16 protein-coding genes are annotated in these 22,731 nt (G+C 37.3%); 6 read left to right on the top strand and 10 right to left on the bottom strand.

What is annotated here, in order from left to right; translation table 11 throughout:
- Positions 1-223: 223 nt before the first annotated feature.
- Both mobA and mobB read left to right on the top strand, forming a co-directional pair.
- Positions 224-649, top strand: coding sequence for a conjugal transfer protein MobA (mobA, locus tag EG359_RS06030; RefSeq protein ID WP_076350994.1), 426 nt, complete (start codon positions 224-226; stop codon positions 647-649).
- Complete coding sequence (gene mobB, locus EG359_RS06035; RefSeq protein WP_076350992.1) at positions 649-1,926, top strand: conjugal transfer protein MobB; 1,278 nt, start codon at positions 649-651, stop codon at positions 1,924-1,926. The genes mobA and mobB overlap by 1 nt, the downstream gene beginning before the upstream one ends.
- A 78-nt stretch (positions 1,927-2,004) precedes the next feature.
- On the opposite strand, the gene EG359_RS06040 is transcribed toward mobB, so the two are convergent.
- Positions 2,005-2,250, bottom strand: a complete 246-nt coding sequence (locus EG359_RS06040; protein ID WP_076350990.1) for a hypothetical protein — start codon at positions 2,248-2,250, stop codon at positions 2,005-2,007.
- 64 nt (positions 2,251-2,314) lie between these two features.
- Positions 2,315-2,569, bottom strand: coding sequence for a hypothetical protein (locus EG359_RS06045; protein WP_076350988.1), 255 nt, complete (start codon positions 2,567-2,569; stop codon positions 2,315-2,317).
- 231 nt (positions 2,570-2,800) lie between these two features.
- Between EG359_RS06045 and mobC the strand changes: the two genes are divergently transcribed.
- Together mobC and EG359_RS06055 are read left to right on the top strand one after the other, a co-directional pair.
- Positions 2,801-4,786: a conjugal transfer protein MobC gene (mobC, locus tag EG359_RS06050; RefSeq protein WP_076350986.1), complete on the top strand. Its 1,986-nt coding sequence runs from the start codon at positions 2,801-2,803 to the stop codon at positions 4,784-4,786.
- Between the two features lie 116 nt (positions 4,787-4,902).
- Positions 4,903-5,745: an ADP-ribosyltransferase-containing protein gene (locus EG359_RS06055; RefSeq protein ID WP_076350984.1), complete on the top strand. Its 843-nt coding sequence runs from the start codon at positions 4,903-4,905 to the stop codon at positions 5,743-5,745.
- Between the two features lie 50 nt (positions 5,746-5,795).
- Here the strand turns inward: EG359_RS06055 and EG359_RS06060 are convergent, their stop codons facing one another.
- The 8 genes from EG359_RS06060 to EG359_RS06095 all read right to left on the bottom strand — a co-directional run bounded on the left by EG359_RS06060 (position 5,796) and on the right by EG359_RS06095 (position 19,846).
- Complete coding sequence (locus EG359_RS06060; protein WP_076350982.1) at positions 5,796-11,129, bottom strand: N-6 DNA methylase; 5,334 nt, start codon at positions 11,127-11,129, stop codon at positions 5,796-5,798.
- Entirely contained in the window at positions 11,116-11,553 is a 438-nt protein-coding gene (locus tag EG359_RS06065; protein ID WP_076350980.1) for a DUF1896 domain-containing protein, read from the bottom strand. The genes EG359_RS06060 and EG359_RS06065 overlap by 14 nt, the downstream gene beginning before the upstream one ends.
- Before the next feature lie 174 nt (positions 11,554-11,727).
- Entirely contained in the window at positions 11,728-13,812 is a 2,085-nt protein-coding gene (locus tag EG359_RS06070; protein ID WP_076350978.1) for a type IA DNA topoisomerase, read from the bottom strand.
- A gap of 11 nt (positions 13,813-13,823) precedes the next feature.
- The gene (locus tag EG359_RS06075) at positions 13,824-15,236 is read right to left on the bottom strand and encodes a DUF3945 domain-containing protein (RefSeq protein ID WP_076350976.1); all 1,413 of its coding nucleotides are present in this window, start codon (positions 15,234-15,236) and stop codon (positions 13,824-13,826) included.
- Between the two features lie 72 nt (positions 15,237-15,308).
- Positions 15,309-15,608: a helix-turn-helix domain-containing protein gene (locus tag EG359_RS06080; protein ID WP_076350974.1), complete on the bottom strand. Its 300-nt coding sequence runs from the start codon at positions 15,606-15,608 to the stop codon at positions 15,309-15,311.
- A gap of 317 nt (positions 15,609-15,925) precedes the next feature.
- Positions 15,926-16,768 (bottom strand): RteC domain-containing protein, encoded by an 843-nt coding sequence (locus EG359_RS06085; RefSeq protein WP_076352060.1) that lies wholly within the window; start codon positions 16,766-16,768, stop codon positions 15,926-15,928.
- A 1,430-nt stretch (positions 16,769-18,198) separates the two neighbouring features.
- Complete coding sequence (locus EG359_RS06090; protein ID WP_076350970.1) at positions 18,199-18,363, bottom strand: PTS sugar transporter subunit IIBC; 165 nt, start codon at positions 18,361-18,363, stop codon at positions 18,199-18,201.
- Positions 18,350-19,846, bottom strand: a complete 1,497-nt coding sequence (locus tag EG359_RS06095; RefSeq protein ID WP_317127461.1) for a recombinase family protein — start codon at positions 19,844-19,846, stop codon at positions 18,350-18,352. Before EG359_RS06095 ends, EG359_RS06090 begins: the two co-directional genes overlap by 14 nt.
- Positions 19,847-20,024: 178 nt before the next feature.
- Between EG359_RS06095 and istA the strand changes: the two genes are divergently transcribed.
- Entirely contained in the window at positions 20,025-21,623 is a 1,599-nt protein-coding gene (gene istA, locus EG359_RS06100) for an IS21 family transposase (RefSeq protein WP_076350966.1), read from the top strand.
- Between the two features lie 56 nt (positions 21,624-21,679).
- A complete protein-coding gene (istB, locus tag EG359_RS06105) occupies positions 21,680-22,396 on the top strand; it encodes an IS21-like element helper ATPase IstB (protein ID WP_076350964.1) in 717 nt (238 codons plus the stop codon).
- The last annotated feature ends 335 nt before the right edge of the window (positions 22,397-22,731 follow it).

Genomic DNA, 22,731 nt, shown 5'->3' on the forward strand with positions numbered 1-22,731 from the left:
CCGTGAACAGAGCAAGTTGTGTTTTGAGTGCCTCAAAACTCGTTTTGTGCCCCAAAACGACTTGCTCCTGCCGAGAGCTCAGTACATCCTCCGAAGTCGGATGTACTATTTGAATATTTTATTAATTATTGTATTCTTTTCGGCTATCAAACGCCGACTTAGGAAAGAATAAGCAAAAACGTGGTTTGTTGCTTTCAAAACAGATAAGTTTTGTCAAAAAGATATGAATGCACAACACAAAGGCGGGAGAAATCCAAAATTAAACAGGGCGGTACACCGCTATGTTTTCAGATTAACAGAAACAGAAAACACAAGGTTTCTATCACTTTTTGAGCAGAGCGGATTGGATACAAAAGCAAAGTTTATTGTATCACTATTATTTGAGAGACGCATAAAATCAATTAAAATAGATGCTGGCGCAAATGAATACACAACCAAATTATCGCATTTCTTCGCACAATTCAGAGCCATTGGTGTAAATTACAATCAGGTAGTGAAGGTGATACATACGAACTTCAGTGATAAAAAAACGATACTATATGTTGGTAAATTGGAAAAGTACACCCTTGAATTAGCCAACTTATGTAAGGAAATACTGATTCTCACCAAACAGTTTGAAACAGAGTACCTGCTAAAAAAAGAAAATTAATGGTCGCAAAAATAGGAAGAGGAACTAATATCTATGGCGCTTTACTGTACAACCAAGGCAAAGTACTCAATAATAATGGCGAGATTTTGCACCTTCATCATATGAAGGAAACTGCTGACGGAAATTATACGGCAATGCAACTCTTAACTTCTTTTGCCCCTTATTTACTGGCAAATAAAAACACCGAGAAAACGGCACTTCATATTTCACTTAATCCAGATCCAAACGATAGTATTTCTGATGAGGACTATATAAAGATTGCTGAGGAATACATGCAGAAATTGGGCTATGGCGAACAACCTTATGTCGTCTTCAAGCATACTGACATCGAACGTACGCATATACACATTGTATCAACAACAGTTGATTGTAAGGGTATTAAAATTCCGGATTCATTTGAAAAGAAAAAATCAATGGATATCTGTAGAGAACTCGAAACAAAGTTTAACCTATCTCCTGCAACAGAAAAGCAGTTTGGCGATCCCAGCATCCCATTAAATCCAGTTCATTACATGACAGGAAGCATTAAAGCTCAGATCGCATCTATTGTTCGTTATCTTCCCAAGTACTACCATTTCCAGACCTTAGGAAGTTATAATGCATTGTTGTCACTTTTTAATATAACGTCTGAGTACATCAAAAAGGAACACCGAGGGGAAATCAAAGAGGGATTGGTGTATTTCGCTACAGATGAAAATGGGAATAAAGTAAGCAATCCCTTTAAATCTTCATTGTTTGGTAAACAGTCTGGCCTAAAAGAACTCAGAGCGCATTTTGATAAAAGCAAGGAAAAGAGCGCATCAGCAAAATCTTCGCTTACGCAAATTATAGTGCAAGCAATGCAGCTAAATTCAAACGAAAAGACCTTTAAGGAATATTTGATCCAACATGGAATTAACACTGTTATCAGGAGAAATGAGCAAGACCGAATTTACGGCATTACCTTCATAGACCATAATACAAGGAATGTGTTTAACGGTTCCCAACTAGGAAAGCAATTCTCAGCGAATGCCTTTCAAGAACTATTTTCTAGTCACGACTTAAAACTGAACCAAAATAAAATAGTACAGCCAATTATTATTAATCAGACAAATTCAACTAATAATACGGCCACATCAGATAACTTACATCCGTTTTTTGATTTTATGGTAAATCTTTCTAACATTGATGGTTTTGGGTTCCTCGAATCACTACTCACTGGCACATTTGCCGAAGATTCCGAAGAGCAAGCATTTGAATATCAGATGAAGAAAAAACGAAAAAAACGCCCCACCTGATAATCGCCAGCAAAAGCGTCAGAAAGATGGTACAGCCTACAAAAAACCGTAAGTGGCCCACATTTCCTGAATACGGTCTTATAATCTCTCTGCCATATATGAACTTTTATGGACGCGATCCTGCCATATTTCATCGCACCAATATCCCAGTTCATCATTCCACCATACAAGCCCGTGAAAATTACTGGCCGTAAATTCAGCACAGTAATTCTTTCCCTGTATCCACGATGCCACATTATAATCCACCTCATTATCAAAATTTGAAAAGACCGACCATTTTTGGTATATAACAAACTTTTTAGGTATCCTCAAATCTACTTTCATAAATGACCTATAATTTTTATTGACTGAATTCCCAAAAATGTAGACGATTAGGCTAACTTGGATATCATAACCTATAACGAAGAGCTATTTGGCGCCAGATGTCTTCTGCCAGATCCTTATCTTCGCCATGTGCAAAATGCCATTTTCCATCTCGCTTAATAAGAGTCTGAACCAGCCCATCTAATAAAACAGAAAATTCTTCTTGGTCCTTCGTTAAATCTTTTTTCAATAAAACAATCTGGAAATCACGGTTTTTAAATGTAATCCTAAAAGTCTGCTTATTAAAATGTTCTTCATATTGTCCGATTGTATCCAGCATGATAATATATTTACTTTCGAAATTCTTTTTAATAATATGAATTTTGTCTCAAAATAGAAATTCTCTGAAAATATTCCAATTTTAAAAACCCACATTCAAACCAATTTTTCGTGTCTCTAAAAACTTGTTTTTATCCTTGATATAAGACATTACAGGACAACTTATACCGCTTGGAACAACTTCCCAAATTTTCATCCGCAGAGATAATATCTATGGTGAAAATTTTCACTTATGCAAGAAGACGATTTGCGAGGATTAGCCAAAATTATGGCCTTTATGCGTGCGGTTAGTATCCTATTGGTACTTATGAATTTCTACTGGTTCTGTTATTCTTTTTTCTACGATCAGGGATGGACACTTGAGGTTCTGGAAAGGATATTAAAGAACTTTCAAAGGACAGCCGGCCTGTTCGACAATTCGCAATATAGCAAAGTATTTGCATTGATCTTATTGGCGCTCAGCTGCCTTGGGACCAAAGGTGTAAAAAATGAAAAAATTAAATGGAAAAACATTTACATATGCCTGATATCCGGTTCAGTTCTTTTTCTTTTAAATTTTCCACTCCTTAAAATTTCCAATCCTCTGTATATGCTTACCACTTCAGCGGGATTTGTCCTGCTGATGGTAGCTGGCTTATGGATGAGCAGACTCCTAAAAAACAGGTTAATGGACGACCCTTTTAACAACGAAAATGAAAGTTTCATGCAGGAAACCCGCCTTATCGAAAATGAATACTCCGTTAATCTACCTACAAAATTCTATTATCAAGGAAAATGGAACGATGGATGGATAAATGTTGTTAATCCTTTCCGTGCTGCAATAGTCGCCGGTACTCCAGGATCAGGAAAAAGTTATGCTATTATAAACAATTATATCAAGCAGCACATTGAGAAAGGATTCTCTATGTATGTATTCGATTTCAAATTCGACGATCTTTCATTAATCGTATATAACCATTTGTTAAAACATTATGATAAGTATAACGTCAAACCACAGTTTTACGTCTTAAACTTTGATGATCCACGTCGCAGTCATCGATGTAATCCTTTAAGCCCCTCATTTTTGAGTGATATTTCCGATGCGTACGAATCTGCGTATACGATAATGTTAAATTTAAACAGGACATGGATTCAGAAACAGGGAGATTTTTTTGTAGAATCACCCATCATTCTTCTCGCCTCCATTATTTGGTTCCTCAAGATATATCAAAACGGTATCTATTGTACGTTTCCCCATGCCATTGAACTTCTGAATAAGAAATACTCCGATCTATTTACGATTCTGACAAGCTATCCAGAACTTGAGAACTACTTAAGCCCTTTTTTGGATGCGTGGGAAGGTGGAGCGCAAGACCAGCTACAGGGTCAGATCGCATCCGCAAAAATACCATTATCAAGAATTATATCTCCAAAATTATATTGGGTAATGACCGGAGATGATTTTTCACTTGACATAAATAATCCAAATGAACCCAAGATCTTATGTGTTGGTAGTAACCCGGACAGGCAAAATATATATTCCGCTGCGCTAGGACTTTATAATTCAAGAATTGTTCGTCTAATCAATAAAAAAAAGCAGCTAAAGTGCTCCCTGATTATCGATGAGCTACCCCAAATTTATTTTCGAGGCTTGGATAACTTGATTGCCTCCGCCAGAAGTAATTTAATATCCGTATGCTTGGGATTACAAGACTTTTCAATGTTAACGAGAGATTATGGCGATAAAGAATCTAAAGTAATCCAAAATATAGTAGGTAATATTTTCGCGGGACAAGTGGTTGGCGACACTGCAAAAACATTGTCAGAAAGGTTCGGGAAAATTGTACAAAAAAGACAATCCATCAGTATAAACAGAAATGATACCAGTTCTTCGATTTCCACACAGCTCGATAGTTTGATTCCTGCATCAAAGATTTCAACCTTATCACAGGGTATGTTCGTCGGAGCCGTAGCGGACAATTTTGGTGAAAAAATAGAACAAAAGATATTTCACGCCCAGATCATAGTCGATACAGAAAAGGTAGCTAATGAAACGAAAAATTATAAGCCTATTCCACAGATACGATCCTTTCTATCCGAATCTGGGGCAGATATTATGGAACAGGAAATTAACGAAAATTACCGGCAGATAAAATTGGATGTTTCGATTATAATTTCGAACGAATTGACGAGAATTGAAAATGATCCTGAACTGGCTCATTTAATCCGACAGGAATGATTTCAATACGATGAAGGATAACCCGAGAGCATAGGCTGAGAATGTACCCTCCTATCTCCCACTGATCATAACGAACCTACCATTTACCAATAGAAATTAAAAAAAATAAATTTAATATGGATTCAATCAAACCTAAACAATCTACAACTAAAACCTTATATCACGGAACCAACAGCGATTTTAATGAATTTTCACTAGAATATCTAGGCCAAAATACAGATAGAGACAATTGTCATCGGGGTATTCATTTAACGGAGGAAATTGGTATAGCACAACTTTTTGGTGAAAAAGTTTTTGAGTGTCAGGTTCACCTAAAAAAATGCCTGAATTTGGATGATGTCTTTGGCTGCACTGACCAAGCACCCGACATTGTTAATATTATATTTGAAGAGGATATTACCGATCCTAATGAAGCATTGGAATTTATAGATGATAATATCGGATTAGGGGAATATATGGAATTTATGGAAGCCTTTAACTCACAAGATAACCTCAATATGTTTAAAGAACGTGGTTACGATCATATTATAGCTGGATTCGCCAGGGATAAAGTAGAATATTGCATTTTTGAACCTGCTGAAATTTCAATTCTTCATAAGGATTTTATTTCTCTTTTTCCAAAGAATGCGTACCTTTCCGTATTGCCAGCGAATTCCCGTCAGATTGAAAATATTTTAAAAGCTCTACAATCAAAGAATGATCGGGAATTAAATATCCTGTATAAGCAACTGCTTAAAAATATCAATAGTATTCCCAACAAAATAGACGGTTTTGAAATAGATAATATTAAAAAACTAAAGATACTGGCTGGGAAAGATAATACAGAAGGTTCTCTGTGCTATTCTATAAATAAGGGGAAACTATATCGAGAGTTGCCTGGTACGCTGGACGGAAAATCACCGGTTCTAAAGCTGTCTGCCGATAAAGTCAAAAAGAACGGCTTAGGAATCTCACGATAAACCATTAATTGTACAGCAATTCACATTTTTCTTCTAAAGGAACTTTAAAATTAGATCTTATGCTTATTGACTACTTTAGTATTTTCTATTTTGTTTTGTCCGTCTTCTGAATTAACAATTCTGTTTTTGCTTTCATCCAACGAAATCTGAATGTTACGCTCCACTGCTGCAAGTTCAGTCTTTAAACCAGCTAGATTCTTTTCCTTATTCCACTCACCATTTACAATATCATCCAGTATAGTTTTGTCCTTTTTTATGACTTCTATCTGTACTTTTTCTTCGTCAATTAAACGTGGTATTTTTTTTAGGGCATTAAGAAAATTCAAGCTAGCCTTTTCAGGATCTGCAGCAATAATTCCATTGTTATGAGTGTATTTTATATTCCCCTCTCCACAGATATAAAAACGGTTATCCCTTTCCATTATATTCTCCTTTTCCCGAATCTCCGTTTTTACAAGAATACGAAAACCATAGAGAGAACCAATTTCTTCGTAATCACCGCCTGTTCGGGCGTTTGAAGCAATTTTATTAAGATATGAACCAATTTCGGTAATTCCTGCATTTTTTGCCAGCCCATTTAATTGTATAGGATTTAATAGAGTACCGTCAGAAGATTTAAGAATACGATTTTGAAGATTATCCCTATCAACTATAAATCTTTCCAACTTTGAAATTCGCCCTTCCAGTTCCTCTTGCAACAATCCAAGTTTGGAGCCTGCACTCCATTTAGACCGTAAAAAAGCATTTTTTTCATTTTCCATCGCCACAATCTTCTTTTCTACTTTTGCCTTTTCCAATAGATCAGTATTTCCTGAGAGTAAGGCAACATACTCCGAAAAGTTCATCCCGGAAACCTCATCCATCGCTCCCTCATCGATAGTACGCACACTTAGACTATTACTTTTTAACTGACCAACAAATCGCTGTTTGTTAGCAAGCGTATTAAACTTATAAGCATCCAGCGATTTTTCAACAGCATAAATAAAGACATCCACTGTATTATTGGCAAAGAATTTCGCGATTTCATTTCCTTTGCGGACAGCGCGGCCATTGCGCTGTTCAAGATCTGACGGTCGCCATGGAATATCCAAGTGATGTACTGCAACTGCTCTTTTCTGTGCATTAACACCAGTTCCAAGCATATCTGTAGAACCAAAAAGAACTCTTACCCTTCCATCATTCGCGGCCTTTATCAATTCATTACGTTGATCCTCCGTCTTGGCCTCCTGTATAAACCGAATTTGATCAACTGGAATATCATGATCCTGCATAAGCTTTCGCTTTATCTCGGAATAGATATTCCATTCACCAGGCTTGTAGGTTCCTAAATCTGAGAAAACGAACTGCGTACCTTTCTGAGCATTATACTTTCTGTAATATTTAGTTATGTTTGCGGCACATACAGAGGCTTTATTTCCAGCATCATCGGCATATTTAGATGAAATCAACCTCATATCCAGCGACATTTTTCTCGCGTAATCTGTAGCAATCAGCATTTTGGCTTTTTGTTCTGTCGGACTTAATGGTGGCCTTCCAAGCAATTCTGCATTTCCAGACTTAGCAAATTCCATCAATTTTTTGATGAAAATCTCCTGATCCGGAGTTGGTGGGATATTATACAATATCTCATTTTTTACAGGCCGGTCAATACCAATGTCTTCAGCAGTACGGTAATCGGTTATCTCTGCATAGAATTGTGCCAGCTCGGGTACTTTGATAAAATGACGGAATCTCTCTTTTTGCACAATATTATTTGCAACAGAAAATTCATAATCAATGGACTTTCGCGCAAATATCGCAGCCCAGGCATCGAAGCAATTAATACCCTGACGTTCCAAGGCTTTTGGACGTAGATACTTAAAAAGACAGTATAACTCGGTCAGTGAATTGGAAATGGTCGTTCCCGAAAGAAAAGTTGCCCCTAAGTCCTTACCGCTTCTTTCCTGGATTGTTCTTATGGCAAAAAGAAGATTAAGTGCTTTTTGACTGCCTTGCGAATTGCCCAGACCGGCAACACGCTCATGTCTTGTATTGAACATAAGGTTCTTGAATTTATGGCTCTCGTCCACAAAAAGGTGATCGATCCCCATCATTTTGAAGTCCACAACATCATCTTTTCGGTTTTCTATATCATGTTCTAAGGTCTTTAGTTTAACATTCAGGTTTTTCTTACGGATTTCTACTCCTTTAAGCATAGCACCCGAAATATCTTTACCCTGACTTCTTAAGACTGAAAGATTTTGCTCCACGCCATCCAGTTCAGCCTGTAGAATATCCTTTTGAAGTTCTGACGACTGGGGGATCATCCCAAATTGATCATGCGTGAGAATAATGCAGTCCCAATCGTTATTCTTGATATCGCCAAAAATCTTAAGCCGCTTTTGTGGGGTAAAGTCCTTTTTTCCGGGATAAAGTATTTTTGCATGGGGATAAGCTTCCCGATAGGTCTTGGCAATATCATGCACATTTGCCTTTAATGCAATAATCATCGGTTTATGGACAAGCCCTAATCGTTTCATCTCCTGGGCCCCTGCACACATAATCAGCGTTTTGCCAGCTCCCACTTCATGATCACAAATTCCTCCGCCATTGGATTTTACCATCCAGATAGCATCTTTCTGGCTGCCATAGAGGTCCTCAATGTTCACCGCCCTCCGATCCAGTCCGGGAAAGCTCTGATGGCTACCATCGTATTGCGGTCGTACATAACAGTTAAATAATTCATTATACCGTTCTGTCAGTTCATTTTTGAACGCATCGTCCTGCTGATAGAGCCATTCTGTAAATTCGTGACGGATTTCATCTATCTTCGTATTGGCAACCTGAATAGTCTCCATATCCCGCACCTTCACAGCCGTACCATCAGCCAAATATTCTGTTTTTGTAATATCTGGGGTAGTATTAACAAGTGCATGTCGCAATAAATTCAAACCGTCAAAACTGCGGCTTTCGGATTTCACCGCATACTTTTCTGTGATCTTCAGATTGCTGGATTTTGCACTGACAGAATAGTCATCACTACTTTCAGAATAATGAATACTAATCGTTGTGTCAAAAAGATGGGTAGCAAAACGATTATAGATATCGGTTCCGATCCAGCGTTCTCCCAGATTAAAGTCAAGAGCCTCAAACTTAATAGGCTCAGGCCGTACCTTTTCAAGTGCTTCAAGACTTACTAGAGCTTCCTGATCATTAGGATTATCGACAATGTAAGCTTTTACTTGTTTTGCTTTTTCAACGACATCACCAGAAAGAAATTTTTGAGAGACTTCCAGCTCGCCACTTATCGGATTATAGTAAATACGTCCCTGTAGGCTTTCTCTTAATGCATCGGAAGACAGACCACTGATCTGTTCCATATACCTCATATCAACATTACCGGAGCGGTTCAAAGAAGCCGACAAAGCTTCCTGCGGAGAAGCCTCAGAGATTTTCATTCTTGCAAAACTAACCGGATGGTCAAAAATATCCGACTTATGGATTACACCTCCGACAACCCGTTCAAGTGAGGGAATTTCATTGCCCGAGGGATCCATTTTTATAACCTTAATATTTTCGGCAGCATTTAGATGACCATATCTTCTGACAAAATCATCATAGAGCTTATTCAGGAGTCCCCGATTGGTACTATCCTCTTCCTGATTTTTAGTTTCGTAATTATACAGATCATTATAACAGTCCCTTACTTTTATATAGGCATCAATTCGTTTTCGCTGGATCTCGCTAAGCGCTATTGGTTTAAAACTATAATTTCCATCGCGTGTATTTCGTTTGATCCTGCCAACATGTCCCCTATAATTAACTAGGGTATCCTCTCGATAGTAGCTTTTAACTTCAGCATCAAAAACCTGCGGTTCCAAACTACGCTGTTCCTCATTATCTTGAAATAAGGAAAGCATGGAAACTGCTTTAACGTGTTTGTTCCCGCCATCTTGCTTCTTATCTACGCTGGAAGTCTTTATTTTTACTGTAGTATTCTGTGACCGCACCTGTTCATCCAAATTCTCCGCGAACAGTGACAACTGTTCAGTTACCGTGGGCTTATTTGGCGTATTGCTTCGCTTTTTCCTATTTGTTGGTGACTTTGTAGACTTAGCAATCTCATCTTCTGTAAAAAGGTTGAGCTGAACTGCATTTGATGTGGTCGTATCAGGTAGATTATATGATAATTTATCGCTTACCGTAGAAGTTATTTTTTTCTCCGAAACACTGAAATCTGATAATTTGGCTCTTTGAAATTTTCTGTACAAATCAGGATTAAAATAATTTTTAAAATCAGCCACAAGCTTTTTCGCAAGATCTTCACCGATACCAGCCAGTCCCCCTTCATGTAGATATACTGTACCGGGTTTACCGTATTGATCGGTACCGACAACAGCTTTGGTATAAACAATGTGATTAGGATTATAGAAAAGTAGATTGCAGTTCTCTCCGCCCGGCTTGATTCCGCTTTTTATGAAATCTCTGGCCCTCTGGGACAATTCCCTGTTTTCAGTTCTTTTCTGTAAAATAAGGAGGTCCGTTCCAACTGAAGTGCCTGCCTCATCAAATAGGTTATTTGGCAATCTTACCGCAGAAACCAAATGATGTTCTTTCATCAACACTTCCCGGATCGCTTGATTGGAAGGACTATCCATCACTCCCTGAGAAGTGATGAATGCCAAAATTCCTCCTTCCCGTAACTTATCTGTGGACTTTAAAAAAAAATAATTATGAATCGCTGAAATAGAAGCTTTTCGGGCCAGATCAGTTCCTTTTGAATAAGAAAGATCAAACACAGAAGTTTTTCCAAATGGAATATTGCCAAGAATTACATCGTACTTACCATCCTCCTTCATTCCTATATTTTCAAAACCTTCGACATTGACCTTAGACTGTGGGTACAATAATTTTAGGATCAAACCTGTGAGTGGATCTTGTTCATATACTGTAATTTCAAGATCAGGAAGGTTTGAAAATGGTTTGATGAATGAACCTACACCCGCTGATGGTTCCAATAATGTCTGAATCTCTACATCATTATTAATTAAAACCTTTGAAATCGTTTCTGAAATGGGTACAGGGGTATAAAAGGCATCCAGAATTGATGCCTTTATTCCATCTATATATTGCTTATATGTTCTGTCATTCTCGCTGTTCTCCAATATCAGATCGTAGAGTGTCTTCGTTAACTCAAAAAGAGGTTGGTCAGCCACACTCCACTTCTCAATGTCATCAACAGACTCTGCTGGATTTAGGATAAATTTCAGTCCTCCAAATCCGGCATACAACGACATTTGTCTTAGCTCCTCCGAACTTCCTTCCCTTTTTTCTTTGTGCAACAGAAAAGCAATTTTCAGGGCATCAATATTCTGCTGGAGGTGCTGCCTCTTATTGAATGCCATTCTTTTCGATCCATATGGCGATGAAACCTGTCAGTTCCGTATATAGCAGGTCATAATCATTTGAATATGCAAAATCATCGGCTAGATCATACTTTGCAAAAACCTCTGCACAGATAGGAAGTATTTTTAATGCAAAGTCCCGATATTCAAAGTCAAAGAACAGATCTGTAAACTCATTGGTCAGGACATCAAATAGACTGTCGTATTTTGAAAAATGTAGACCTTCATACAAAATATAGTCGGCTATTTCATCACATTTGTGAACGCCATTGCCAGACCTGAATGCTCCTTCATACGCATTGGCCGCCCATCGAGCCCGTTGGCCGATAAATTTTGTATCCTCTAATTTCTCAGGAAAACTCGCTTCTATATGTTCCTGTAGCTTTAATTGGTAGTAGGAAAAATCCTTTTGCTCTTTTTTCATGTGTCAATTGTTTACTTGTCAGGTAAACCTAGCCACAGAAGCTCTCGTAATGCAGTTTGTGAGGTATTCTAACCTAAGAAGTCCGTCATTTTCCTAATTGAAAAAATGAGGTAAAAAAAAGAAGCCTGAAATCACCGGGGATCTCAGGCTTCACACCAAATCACATCATGAAAATTATCTGAACTTTCGTTTCTTTTTCTGCTCAAATTCAAAAGAAGTAGTACCGTCCTCCGATAACACAATATAGGCATCAAATGGCTTTCCACTGTGACCGACCATCTTGCGGATCAATGGTGTTCTTTTCTTGGTAAGCAAAGCTTCTACAATTTTATATGTTAATTGTATTCCGCACACCTTTCGAAAAAGTATCCATCCGCATTCATCACTACAGCATTTGATTACCTTTTCACGCAAATAGGCTTTACTACTACATTTTGGGCAGTATAGATCTTGAGGACCCGCCTCAGCAATTTTCTCGGTCAGGAGCTCCTTGGTAACCTCTTGTGTCAGCTTTTCAAGTTCTCCATGAAATTCCGTAGCAGACATTTCATTATTCTGTATCTTTTCAAATGCAAGTTCCCATTGCGCTGTCATAGACACGTCTGCTATCTTTTTATCCGCTACGATCTGATAAACAAGAAGGCCCTTCTCAGTAGGAATGATCGACTTCTTCTCCCGGCGGATATAATCCCTGTCGAAAAGCGTTTCAATAACCGAAGCACGGGTAGCTGGTGTACCTATTCCAATGGTTTTAAGTGCCTTTCTCTCCTCAATATCCGCAATGGTATTACCGGCATTTTCCATTGCTGATAGAAGTTCTGCTTCAGTATATAATGCAGGTGGCTTTGTTTTTTTGGAAAGAAGCGTCGCAGCGGTTACCTGTAAGAGATCGCCATTGTGGAGTTCCGGCAGGTCAAAAACATTGTCCTCCTCGTCTTCATTAAAATTTCCATTGATCAGCTTCCAGCCTGGGGAAGTAATCTTTATTGCTTTAATTGCAAAATTATAATGTAGGATTTCTAACGTTACCGAAGTAGTTTCCCTATGGCAGGCTGGTGAAATAGCTTCAAGAAGTCGGCAGGCGATCATATCATACAGTGCATTTTCCTGCGCGTTCAAAATACTAGGTATATTCTCCGTTATTAAAATTCCATGATGGTCAGTCACTTTTACATCATTGACGATATGTTTGTTATATCTCTCCCATTTAACTTTTTCAACCTTTTCTTTAAAAGCGTTGGAAGCCCCTAAAGCGACAATCAGATTTGGAATTTCGCTCCAGACATCTTCGGGAATGTACTTTGATCCCGTACGGGGGTAACTTATCAATTTCTTCTCATACAAGATCTGCGCTATTTCCAGTGTTTTTTCCGCGGAAAAACCCAGCTTCCTGTTGGCCTCTTTTTGTAAGCCTGTCAAATCAAAAAGTAATGGTGCCTGCAAGGAACCGGATTTCTTTTCAACATCCACAACAAGTACAGTTCCTGCACGCTCAATAGATCTTATTGCAGATTCTATTCTAGTTCGTTCTTCCCATTTATCAACCGATAAACTCTTGAAAATAATACCCTCTTTTTGATGTTCCAGCTCAATCTGGAAATAGCTTTTTACTTCAAACGATTTATGATCTATATATCTTTTGCAGATAAGCGATAAAGTAGGTGTCTGAACACGTCCTAAAGAATATAAACCATCCCCTAAACTGATCGTAAGGGCTTGCGTGGCATTGATCCCTATCATCCAGTCAGACTGTGACCGCTCGCGTCCCGCATAATAAAGACCATCAAAATCAGCCCCGGACTTCAAATTGTTTAATCCGCTTATGATTGCTTTCTCTGTTAAACTACTGATCCAAAGCCTCTCAAATGATTTATGGCAGCCTAAATATTCATATATGTATCGGAAAATTACTTCACCCTCCCTACCTGCATCGGTAGCAACAATAATGCTGTCGCACTTTTCGAAAACTTCGCCAATTATTTCTAATTGCCGTTTTGAACCTTCATCGTAATCATAACCATTACCAGCCTTTACTTTTCTACAGGTAAGCATAAAATTTTCTGGTATGATAGGAAGGGATTCCCTGTTGAATCCCTTTATTCCATAGTCCGCAGGCATCGCCAGTCCTACAAGATGTCCATAAGCCCATGTGACCATAAAATCACCCCCCAAAAAATATCCATCTTTTCTTTCAGTCGCTCCTACAATTCGGGCTAGTTCATGTGCTACAGAAGGCTTTTCTGCTAAGATTGCTTTCATAATGGCTTACTTTAGTGAAGTTTCGGTCGTCTTGTAGGTGTCTTTCTTTCTTGGGCATCAGTCTTTGCAGTATTACCTGCGGCCTGTTTTGAATCATCTTTTTGCACCGGAGATTGTCGCTGTTTCTTCTCTTGATTTGTATCACCAAGGACTTGCTCCAGCTGATTTTCCAAATGAGGTTTCTGGAAGGAAAAATCAACCTTTCCTTTTTGTTCATTGTAGAAGGCGTAACCTGAATATATTCTATTTTGATCCTTATTGACAAGATCTTCCAGATAAATAGCTTTACCCTCTTTTAGCTGATCCTGTTCTTTTTCGCTAAGCTGTCGGTCTCTGAAGACGGGTGGAATTACCCTTGTAAGCTGTTGTTCAATATTTAGGGTTTCTTTATTGCCAGCAAATACAATTTTTCTGTCATCCGCACTGAACTGCAACGTTTGGCTGAACAGTTCCCCTGTTTTTGTATTTACCATACCATCAACAAGCACCGGCTTTCCTTCCATGAGTTCCTGTTTTTGTTCTTTACTTAACTTTACGCCACCAAATTTATCATTGATTTTAATCCATTCAAGCGGATATGATACCGGCTCCTTTGTATATTTGTCCAAACTGATCAAGGACTTTACTGAAATACCCTGTGTATTCGTCAGTTCAGCCACCCGTCCCATATTTCCAGTTTTTATCAGGTTCTCCTTATCCTCTCTAGTAAATCTATGGCCATAAAAAGGATTTTCCAAAGGAGCTTTATGTCGTATACCATGCGTCAAAATAACAATCTTATTATCGACTTGTCTTAAAGAAAGACGTGCATCACCTTTTAATGCCAGCCCTTCAAAATTTCCTTCAATCTTAAATATTGTATCTGATTTGTATCCTTTTAGCAATTTGTCCAATTGTCCATTTTTCTCTAACAGCTCCCTGTTCAAGCCAAATTTATGAGCTGTATTCCAGTCAATTTCATCTGCATGATAACGATACACATTTTTTGTATCATCTTTGGTTTTCCCTTGATTTACTTCTTGTTTCGTTTCCATATCCTGCTTTTTTTGTTTATTGTCATGTTTCACTTCCAATGCCTCCAGCAATTTATTTCCTTCTGGTGTTGGATTATCGAGCGCGGACTGTAGTCTTTTTGCAACTGCCTCCATATCAATGTCCGCAATTTTAAAGAACTTGTATCCTGTGGGATCGTTGAGCTTTCGCCAGAAATTAGAAAAGAAATTGCTGAAAATGTCATTTTTGTCTACGCGCATAAAATCCAGCAAATTCTTCTGCTTAGGTTCTCCTGTTTCCAGTTTCCCATCCTTATCTACTCCTTTTACTGCTTCAATCCTGTTCTTAACTTTGTCAAGAACCAATAGGATATCGGACAGCGGTTCTAACGCTTTGGCTACCTTTTCGTCAGTGATTGTTTGTTCGTTCATAATAAAAAAGTTTTAAGATTATCGAAAGTAGAATGGGAATTGTTGCAGTTTTATATCTATTCCGTTAGAAACCTATTTTTGCCTATATTTTCCGCCGTGATAGCTGTCTCTAATAAACTGTTGCACATCAGAACTCTTGTAATAAATTTTACCACTGATAGTGAAAAACTTTATTCTGCCGATTGTACGGTAACGCTGAAGACATCGGTAAGTGATCTTTAGCATTTGAAGCACGTCTTGATTATCGAGCAGTTCATCACCGTCGATACTCAATCTCTTTTTGTCGCGGATTTCAAGATCCCCTGCGAGTATATCAAATCGCTTCATGATACGATCCATCCACGCGAGGAATTCAACTCGATCTATATTCATAGCCTTTTACATTTGGTTTACATACCAAAATTGGCCTTGATTTTCCGCTAAATCGTACAAGGTACTACCAAGGATGTACCAAGAGAAATGAACTTTTTTTTCGTTATTTTTTTAATAGTGGCGCCAGTTTGCATTGGTATCCTATGACTAGTATATTGGTACATACTAAAAGTATGAACTGTCGAAGCCAGTTGTGTAAATTTCAGGTTAGTTATTCTACGAATGAATTCAGTATAACAGGACAGTATAAATTTCGGCAATAAAAAACAGGTCATCGATATGATTACCTGTCTTGTACAATAGATTTACTACCTACCTTAAAGTTCTCTATCCATATATTGTTCTAGAGAACTTTTTAAGAAAAGTAAATAGCTGGTTTTCTCTCCTGCCCTGAACTTCATCTGATGGAATGCATGATGAATATCCCCCAATTTGATTTCAAACACTTCCTCAAATAGTTTACTCATTTTTCGCAGGCCAGCTCTGCCATTAGACACACTACCTGCTGCATGTAGCGCATAAATCAGTTCAATTAACGCATTCTTGGAATCCGTCCAAGAAAAACTTCCATTTTCAGGCATAGGGGAACTACCGGTATTATTGGAGTCTTTCTGACTAATTTTCGACAAATAATAGGAAAAAAGCAAGTCCATCGCTATGATCTGAGCGACTTTATAATCATAATAGGTAGAAAAGTCAATATCAACTTCAAAGAAAAAACTGTCTACACCATCGAAGAAATTAATATTACCTAATCTAAAATATGAATTGTCTTTATCGCAGCGACCAGAACGATAATACCAGTAAAAATCCGAACTCTCCAGGTGCTTTTTATATTCTTTATTTAAAAGCTTGATCTGCTCGTTGTAATAAGCTTGTACCAAATCATAAAGTTCCGGGTTAATAACTTCCAAACGGACAAGCTTATTGTAGTAAATGAGTTTTCCTAAAATCTCGGGCTTGACAGTCTTAAAAAAGACTACTTCGTCGTCGGCTGTAGCAAAACCATTTTTTGCAATTTGGGTTTTAAGATCGCTTAATAATTGGCGAAGAAAAGAAACCATATGATAAGCTTCTTCAATGGTGCTTTTCGTACTTCGTTCTAGATTCTTCTCCTGTTGTTCGATTGATAATAGAATATTTTTATATAATTGTTTCATGGTTACTTTTTTAAAGTGAATAACCTCCACACAGTCGTTTTCCCTTTAAATTATATCTCTCCACGTTGAGATATAAAATTAAATATACAATATATTTTTTTTCTAATAATCAATAGTTTAGGCCAGTTATTATTCGCCGACACTAAATCAGAATTCGTACCAATATACTCATAATCTGCAATTGAATGAAATATGTTTGCTCATTAAAAAATTATTATTCTCCAATAAAACAAAGATTATTCTTTAAGATACTGTAAAAATTAAACCAATGAAATTTATTCCTTTTATCTAATATAAAATGAAACAAAAGATTTTTAATCAAAATCCTGGTTAGAATTAATGCATAAAAGAGACCACCATTTAAGTAATCTCTTCTATTGTACCCTAATCTAATCGGGGAATTTTTGTAAATAAATCTTTCCGTTCAAGAATTTAATAGCCTTACTTGTATTCTCTAGCGTACCATGCGAGATGAAAAATATCAGATGGATCATATTCAAATCCTGCATTTGGCTCGATTTCCATTGTTAATTTATTAAATGTAACCTTGTACTTTATAAAAAAGCCAATTGGTTGGAGGCAGTCCTCTTTAGCGTCGTTGATAGCCTTGATCGCATCGCTACTTGGTAATGTTATTTTAATCATATTGCTAAATTACATTTGCAGATATTTTTATTTTTACGGTTACCCGTAAGATTACTATTTTTTTTAAAATTTGAATTTTAATGGTTTAGGTTTTAGATCGATATGCCTAAAAAATGTAAATCTGCTTCGTCCAAGTGCACCTATTCATACGGGAAAAATCACTTTTTGATTAGGAAATCCTCAGACTAAATAGGATAAGAATTTGAATTCTATCTTTTTTGACAGCATATTTGTTAAATTAGTATTACTTCTCTAAAAGTATAGCAAACATCCATATTAAAAAGACAAATATTTTATCGGTCAAAAATCGTACAGATTAATTTCGAAATTATGAATAAAAAAAGAAAGGCTAAATCAGAGCTGGCAAATAATCACACCAAAAATTAACCATCACAGATAAAAATAATTGGTTGGTATTGGCGCGAAAGATTCGAATTACGAATTGAAATATTTTAAAATTACAATCTCATGAAGATAACTTAACAGGAATCAAACAAAATAAATAATAACATAAATGCCTTATTTTCAACTACATAATTCTAATATATTTTCAATATCGTTATAAAAATAGTTTGGATAGCCTACCAGCGAGTCACTTAAGGAGACAACTATTTGATAGTTGTCTCTCTTTTTTTACACATAAAATCCTCTATATCAAACTTTTACATCCTGATATTTTATGGTTTGAATTTTTTGATGTGAAATCCTTAGTCCATCTGAAACAGACAGTCTAAAAGTGCTCTATCAGAGATTTCATCGGTATTGAACCATAGTTTGAAATCCCATTAAGGTTCTAGTATTTTTTTCTCTTTCGGTTTATCATAATTTTTTGATACTAAATATAGTAATTCCAATATAATTTTAGCTTCCTTCTCATTTACCTGAATTCCATTCTTGGCAAGAAGAATGATTGCTTGCTCAACTGAAACATTTTTATCAATGAAGTTCATTTTTCTTGTTAGGTTTTCGGTTATTTTTTTTTAATAATATTTTTGAAAATGCTTGATTTAAGTCCAAAGAGAGATCTCCCGTTTTATAATCAATATCAACTGGTGGAATAAGACTCACAAGATATCTTTTGTCTGAAGTATCAAACTCGGAAAATTTTTGAAAGATTTCAACCAGTGCTTTATTTTCTATTTGATTCTTTCTATCAATAGCTTTTAATTTAAGAGTAATATCACGTCTTTCTTTACTGAGATTTTTAGTATTAACCAGACATTCTTTTTTTAAGTCATTATAATCATCAATCTTCAATATTCCTGCTATAAATAATTTTCTACCTCTAGAAAGAGTTAGTTCTTCCTCCTTTATTCTTCTTTCTAATAGTTTTTGACCGTATAAATAACTTGCTTTCTGTATCTTTATATTCTGACCTTCCAAAATATCCTTAAATAGTTCAATTGTGTTATTTGATAGTATCAATTGCTGAAGCTTATTTTGATAGCAATCATTCAACAAAACTGCGTTTATCCTTGTTCTACAGCGATCATGACAATGATAATATGGGTATTTTTTTGAGCTTCCTTGCGCAATACTCCCACTGAGTTTGCGATCACAAACAGGACAGGTCAAAAAACCTCTAAGAAAAAACAGCTCTTTTAAATCATCTTTTTTAGAAGTAGTTTTTCTTTTTGTATTAATAACAGATTGAACTTGATAAAATAACGATTCAGATATTAAAGGTTCGTGCAAACCTTTTATCATTTGTTCTTCATTAGATTTAAGTTTGACTGATATAAGTCCACAATAAATTGGATTCCGTAAAATTCTAAAGAAGTGTGACCGTGAACATATCAATCCTTTTTCATTAGCCATTTTCATTATTTCGGAAATCTTATGATCGTTCTGGGCAGCTTGATGAAAAGACCACTTTATAATATCAGCTTCAGGCTCTTTAGGAGCAATAGCTTTTTTACCATCCATTAGTGTCAAATTAATAAATCCAATAGGTGCTTTATTAGGATATCTACCCATCAGCTTCGCTCGACGAATACCATTTGCTGTATTTTGGGCCCTCCGAGTATTTTCCGCTTCCGGAACGGCTAAATATACAGCCAGCATAACGGTACTTTCCGGCACAGAGAAATCAATTGGTTGATCAATAGCCATCGCTATCGTTTTATATTTTCGAAGCTTTCCGATCATTTCGTAAGCATATTCAACATTACGACTAAATCGGTCCCATTTGATAAATAATATGTTCTTATCTTCTCCCGATGATTTCTTTTTAATTTCTGAAAATAATTCTTTCCACTCTGGCCGGTTGAAATTTTTGGCAGAATAGTCTTCCCGATAAATTCCTTTGACTTCGATATTGTTATATTTACAATATTTCAATAATCTATCCTCCTGCTCTGGTAGGGAGTAACCTTTTCTTTTTTGTTCGTCTGTACTTACACGGACGTATAAATTGGATATACTGGAGCATATTGACCCCTCAAAATCGAATTAATTTTAGGGATGCATATTGCGTTTAATGCCCATATTCAACTGCCATACTGGCTCATGTTGACCCCCTAAATTCATTATTAGTTCATTGTGCTGGAGCATGCTGACCCCTTTGCGAGTAGTTTTTGTTACTTAGTGATCAAACAATTTTGGATCACTGATGGCTGGAAAACCAAAACAAATGAGTCAGATAAAGCAATTAATTAGATTGTATCAGAGCGGCAGTGGAATAAAAACGATTGCCCGCATTCTTGGAATGAGTAAGAATACAGTTCGGTCTTACCTGAAAAAGATGGCCGATGGCGGGTTCAATACCGAAGAACTGCTTAAGCAAGAGGACCCTTTATTAGAAAAATCTTTTCATTCAGGTAATCCTGCATATAAGGCAGATAAGTTTGAATACCTGAAGAGCCGTCTTGATTATTACGAAAAAGAACTTAAGCGTACCGGGGTCACCAAACAGTTGCTCTGGCAAGAGTATATTGAGAGCGACCCCACCGGTTATAGCTATCCACAGTTCACATACCACCTAAGGCAACAGCTTGTCTCCAGAAAAGGCAGCATGGTGATGGAACACATCGCTGGCGACAAACTGTATATTGACTTTTCTGGAAAGAAACTCCATTATATCGATCGGTCCACAGGTGAACTGATTGCCTGTGAAGTATTTGTTGCCTGTCTTCCTTTCTCAGATTACGCGTTTGCCATCGCCGTACGCTCTCAACAAACTCCCGACTTTCTTTACGCGCTGAGCTGTTGCCTGGAGGCTATGGGAGGTGTACCAAAAGCCATTGTTCCCGATAACCTAAAAGCAGCAGTGATCAAAGCAGATAAATATGAACCAGTCCTGAACCAATCCATGGAAGACTTTGCCAACCATTACGGCACAGTTGTAGTCCCGGCCCGTTCAGCTCGTCCTAAGGATAAGTCGCTGGTAGAAAACCAGGTAAAAATGATTTATAGCCGCGTATTTGCACCCCTTCGAAACCAGCAGTTCTTCGATATACATGCACTTAATCAAGCTATAAACACCTGTATGGTAAAGCATAACCAGACGCGCATGCAACAAAAACCATATTGCCGAGAAGAGCGTTTCTTAAGTGCAGAAAAGTCTACACTGGATGAGCTTCCAAGTGAGCGATTCGAGTTAAAGTACTACGCAGAACTCAAAGTAGGAAACAATGGCCATATCTACCTGCAGCGCAACAAACACTATTACAGTGTCCCATTTACCTACATCGGAATGAAAGTGAAGCTTATCTATACGCGTACTATGGTATCGATCTATTGTCAAGGAAAACAGATCGCTGTGCATATACGGAGTTATAGGGAAAATGCCTATACCACTGTTGCAGAACACTTAAAGTCCGAACATCAGGCCTACAAGAAACGAAGTCATGAGACCTATTTAGCCCGAGCTAGAGAGCACTCACCAGAGTTCCATGAGCTTATGCAAGTTCTTTTTAAGCGAGCCCGCTACCCTGAACAGTTATACCGTACCTGCGACGGTCTATTCAAGTTAAAGCGGGACTTTCCAGTAGAAGAGTTTGATAAAGCATGTAAGTATGTTCTAAAAAACAAGCTTTACACTTACTATTTCTTTAAGAACGTACTTGAAAACGGCATCGCTAACAGCGAAGAAGAACCGTTGGTAAAAGACGCATTGCCAGAACATGCCAATATACGAGGTAGAGCATATTATGCAAGTAGCCAGCCGACACACTTTGATCAACCAAAGGACGGATTGGGTGCGCAATGACCAAGAAATAGCAGAATGAACATAATGAACATAATACATGATATAAATACACTAAAATGAACATTGAAACACAAATGAGAGCGTTACGCCTACACGGTATGGAACGTAACTGGAAAGCTCTGAACGAAACACGCCGGAGCACTGAACTCACTCTTTCTGAAGGGTTAACCCTATTGTTGCAGGCAGAAGCAGATGAAAGGGACGAAAAGCGGTTTGACCGCCTTAAGCAGAATGCGGGGTTCCGCTATCAGGCTTCAATAGAAGAGATAAACATGGTAGCTACCAGAGGGTTGGATAAGGGAATGATCACTGCCCTAGCTACGGGCGAGTACATCAAAAAAGGAGATCCGATACTGATCAGTGGCGCTACAGGCTGCGGGAAGAGTTTTCTAGCCTCTGCCTTAGGTCATCAAGCTTGTGCACAAGGTTATAAGGTACTGTACTTTAATCTGCAAAAGCTACTTCTAAAGACGAAAATGGCTCGTTTGGAAGGTACGCTACATAAGTTAATGGATAAAATATCAAAAACAGACCTTCTTATTATTGACGATTTCGGCCTGGTAAACCTAGACCAGCATCAAAGATTGGACATGATGGAAATAATTGAAGATAGACATGCTAAGGCATCTACAGTGATTGCAAGCCAGCTACCGGTTGCAAGTTGGTATGATGTAATTGGAGAAGATACAATTGCGGATGCAATACTCGATAGGCTAATTCATGGCTCATATAGAATTGAGTTAAAAGGCGAAAGTCTAAGAAAAAAGAAGTAATATTGTCAGGTCATCAGTTGGACTGAAGAAATCCTAAACAGAGGGGTCAGTATGTCCAGCAGAGGGGTCAATATCACCATTATATCCAATAAATAGGCTGACTTCATATAATTAGTGTATTTATTTGATTTACAAATTAATATTTTTAATCATATGAAATGTTAAACAAAAAGCAGTTGATGCTGTATGGAAGTACAAAAGCAAAATTAGAACAATCCTTTCTTACGAAACACTCTTTCAATTGCTGCACCAACTTAAAAAGCAAGGTTGCTCTTTATCAAAGTAATCCAATAAAATCGAGATGGAAATCTTAATTTCTATTTCATTTTCAGAAT

It is taken from the genome of Chryseobacterium joostei (genome assembly GCF_003815775.1).
Lineage (GTDB): Bacteria > Bacteroidota > Bacteroidia > Flavobacteriales > Weeksellaceae > Chryseobacterium > Chryseobacterium joostei.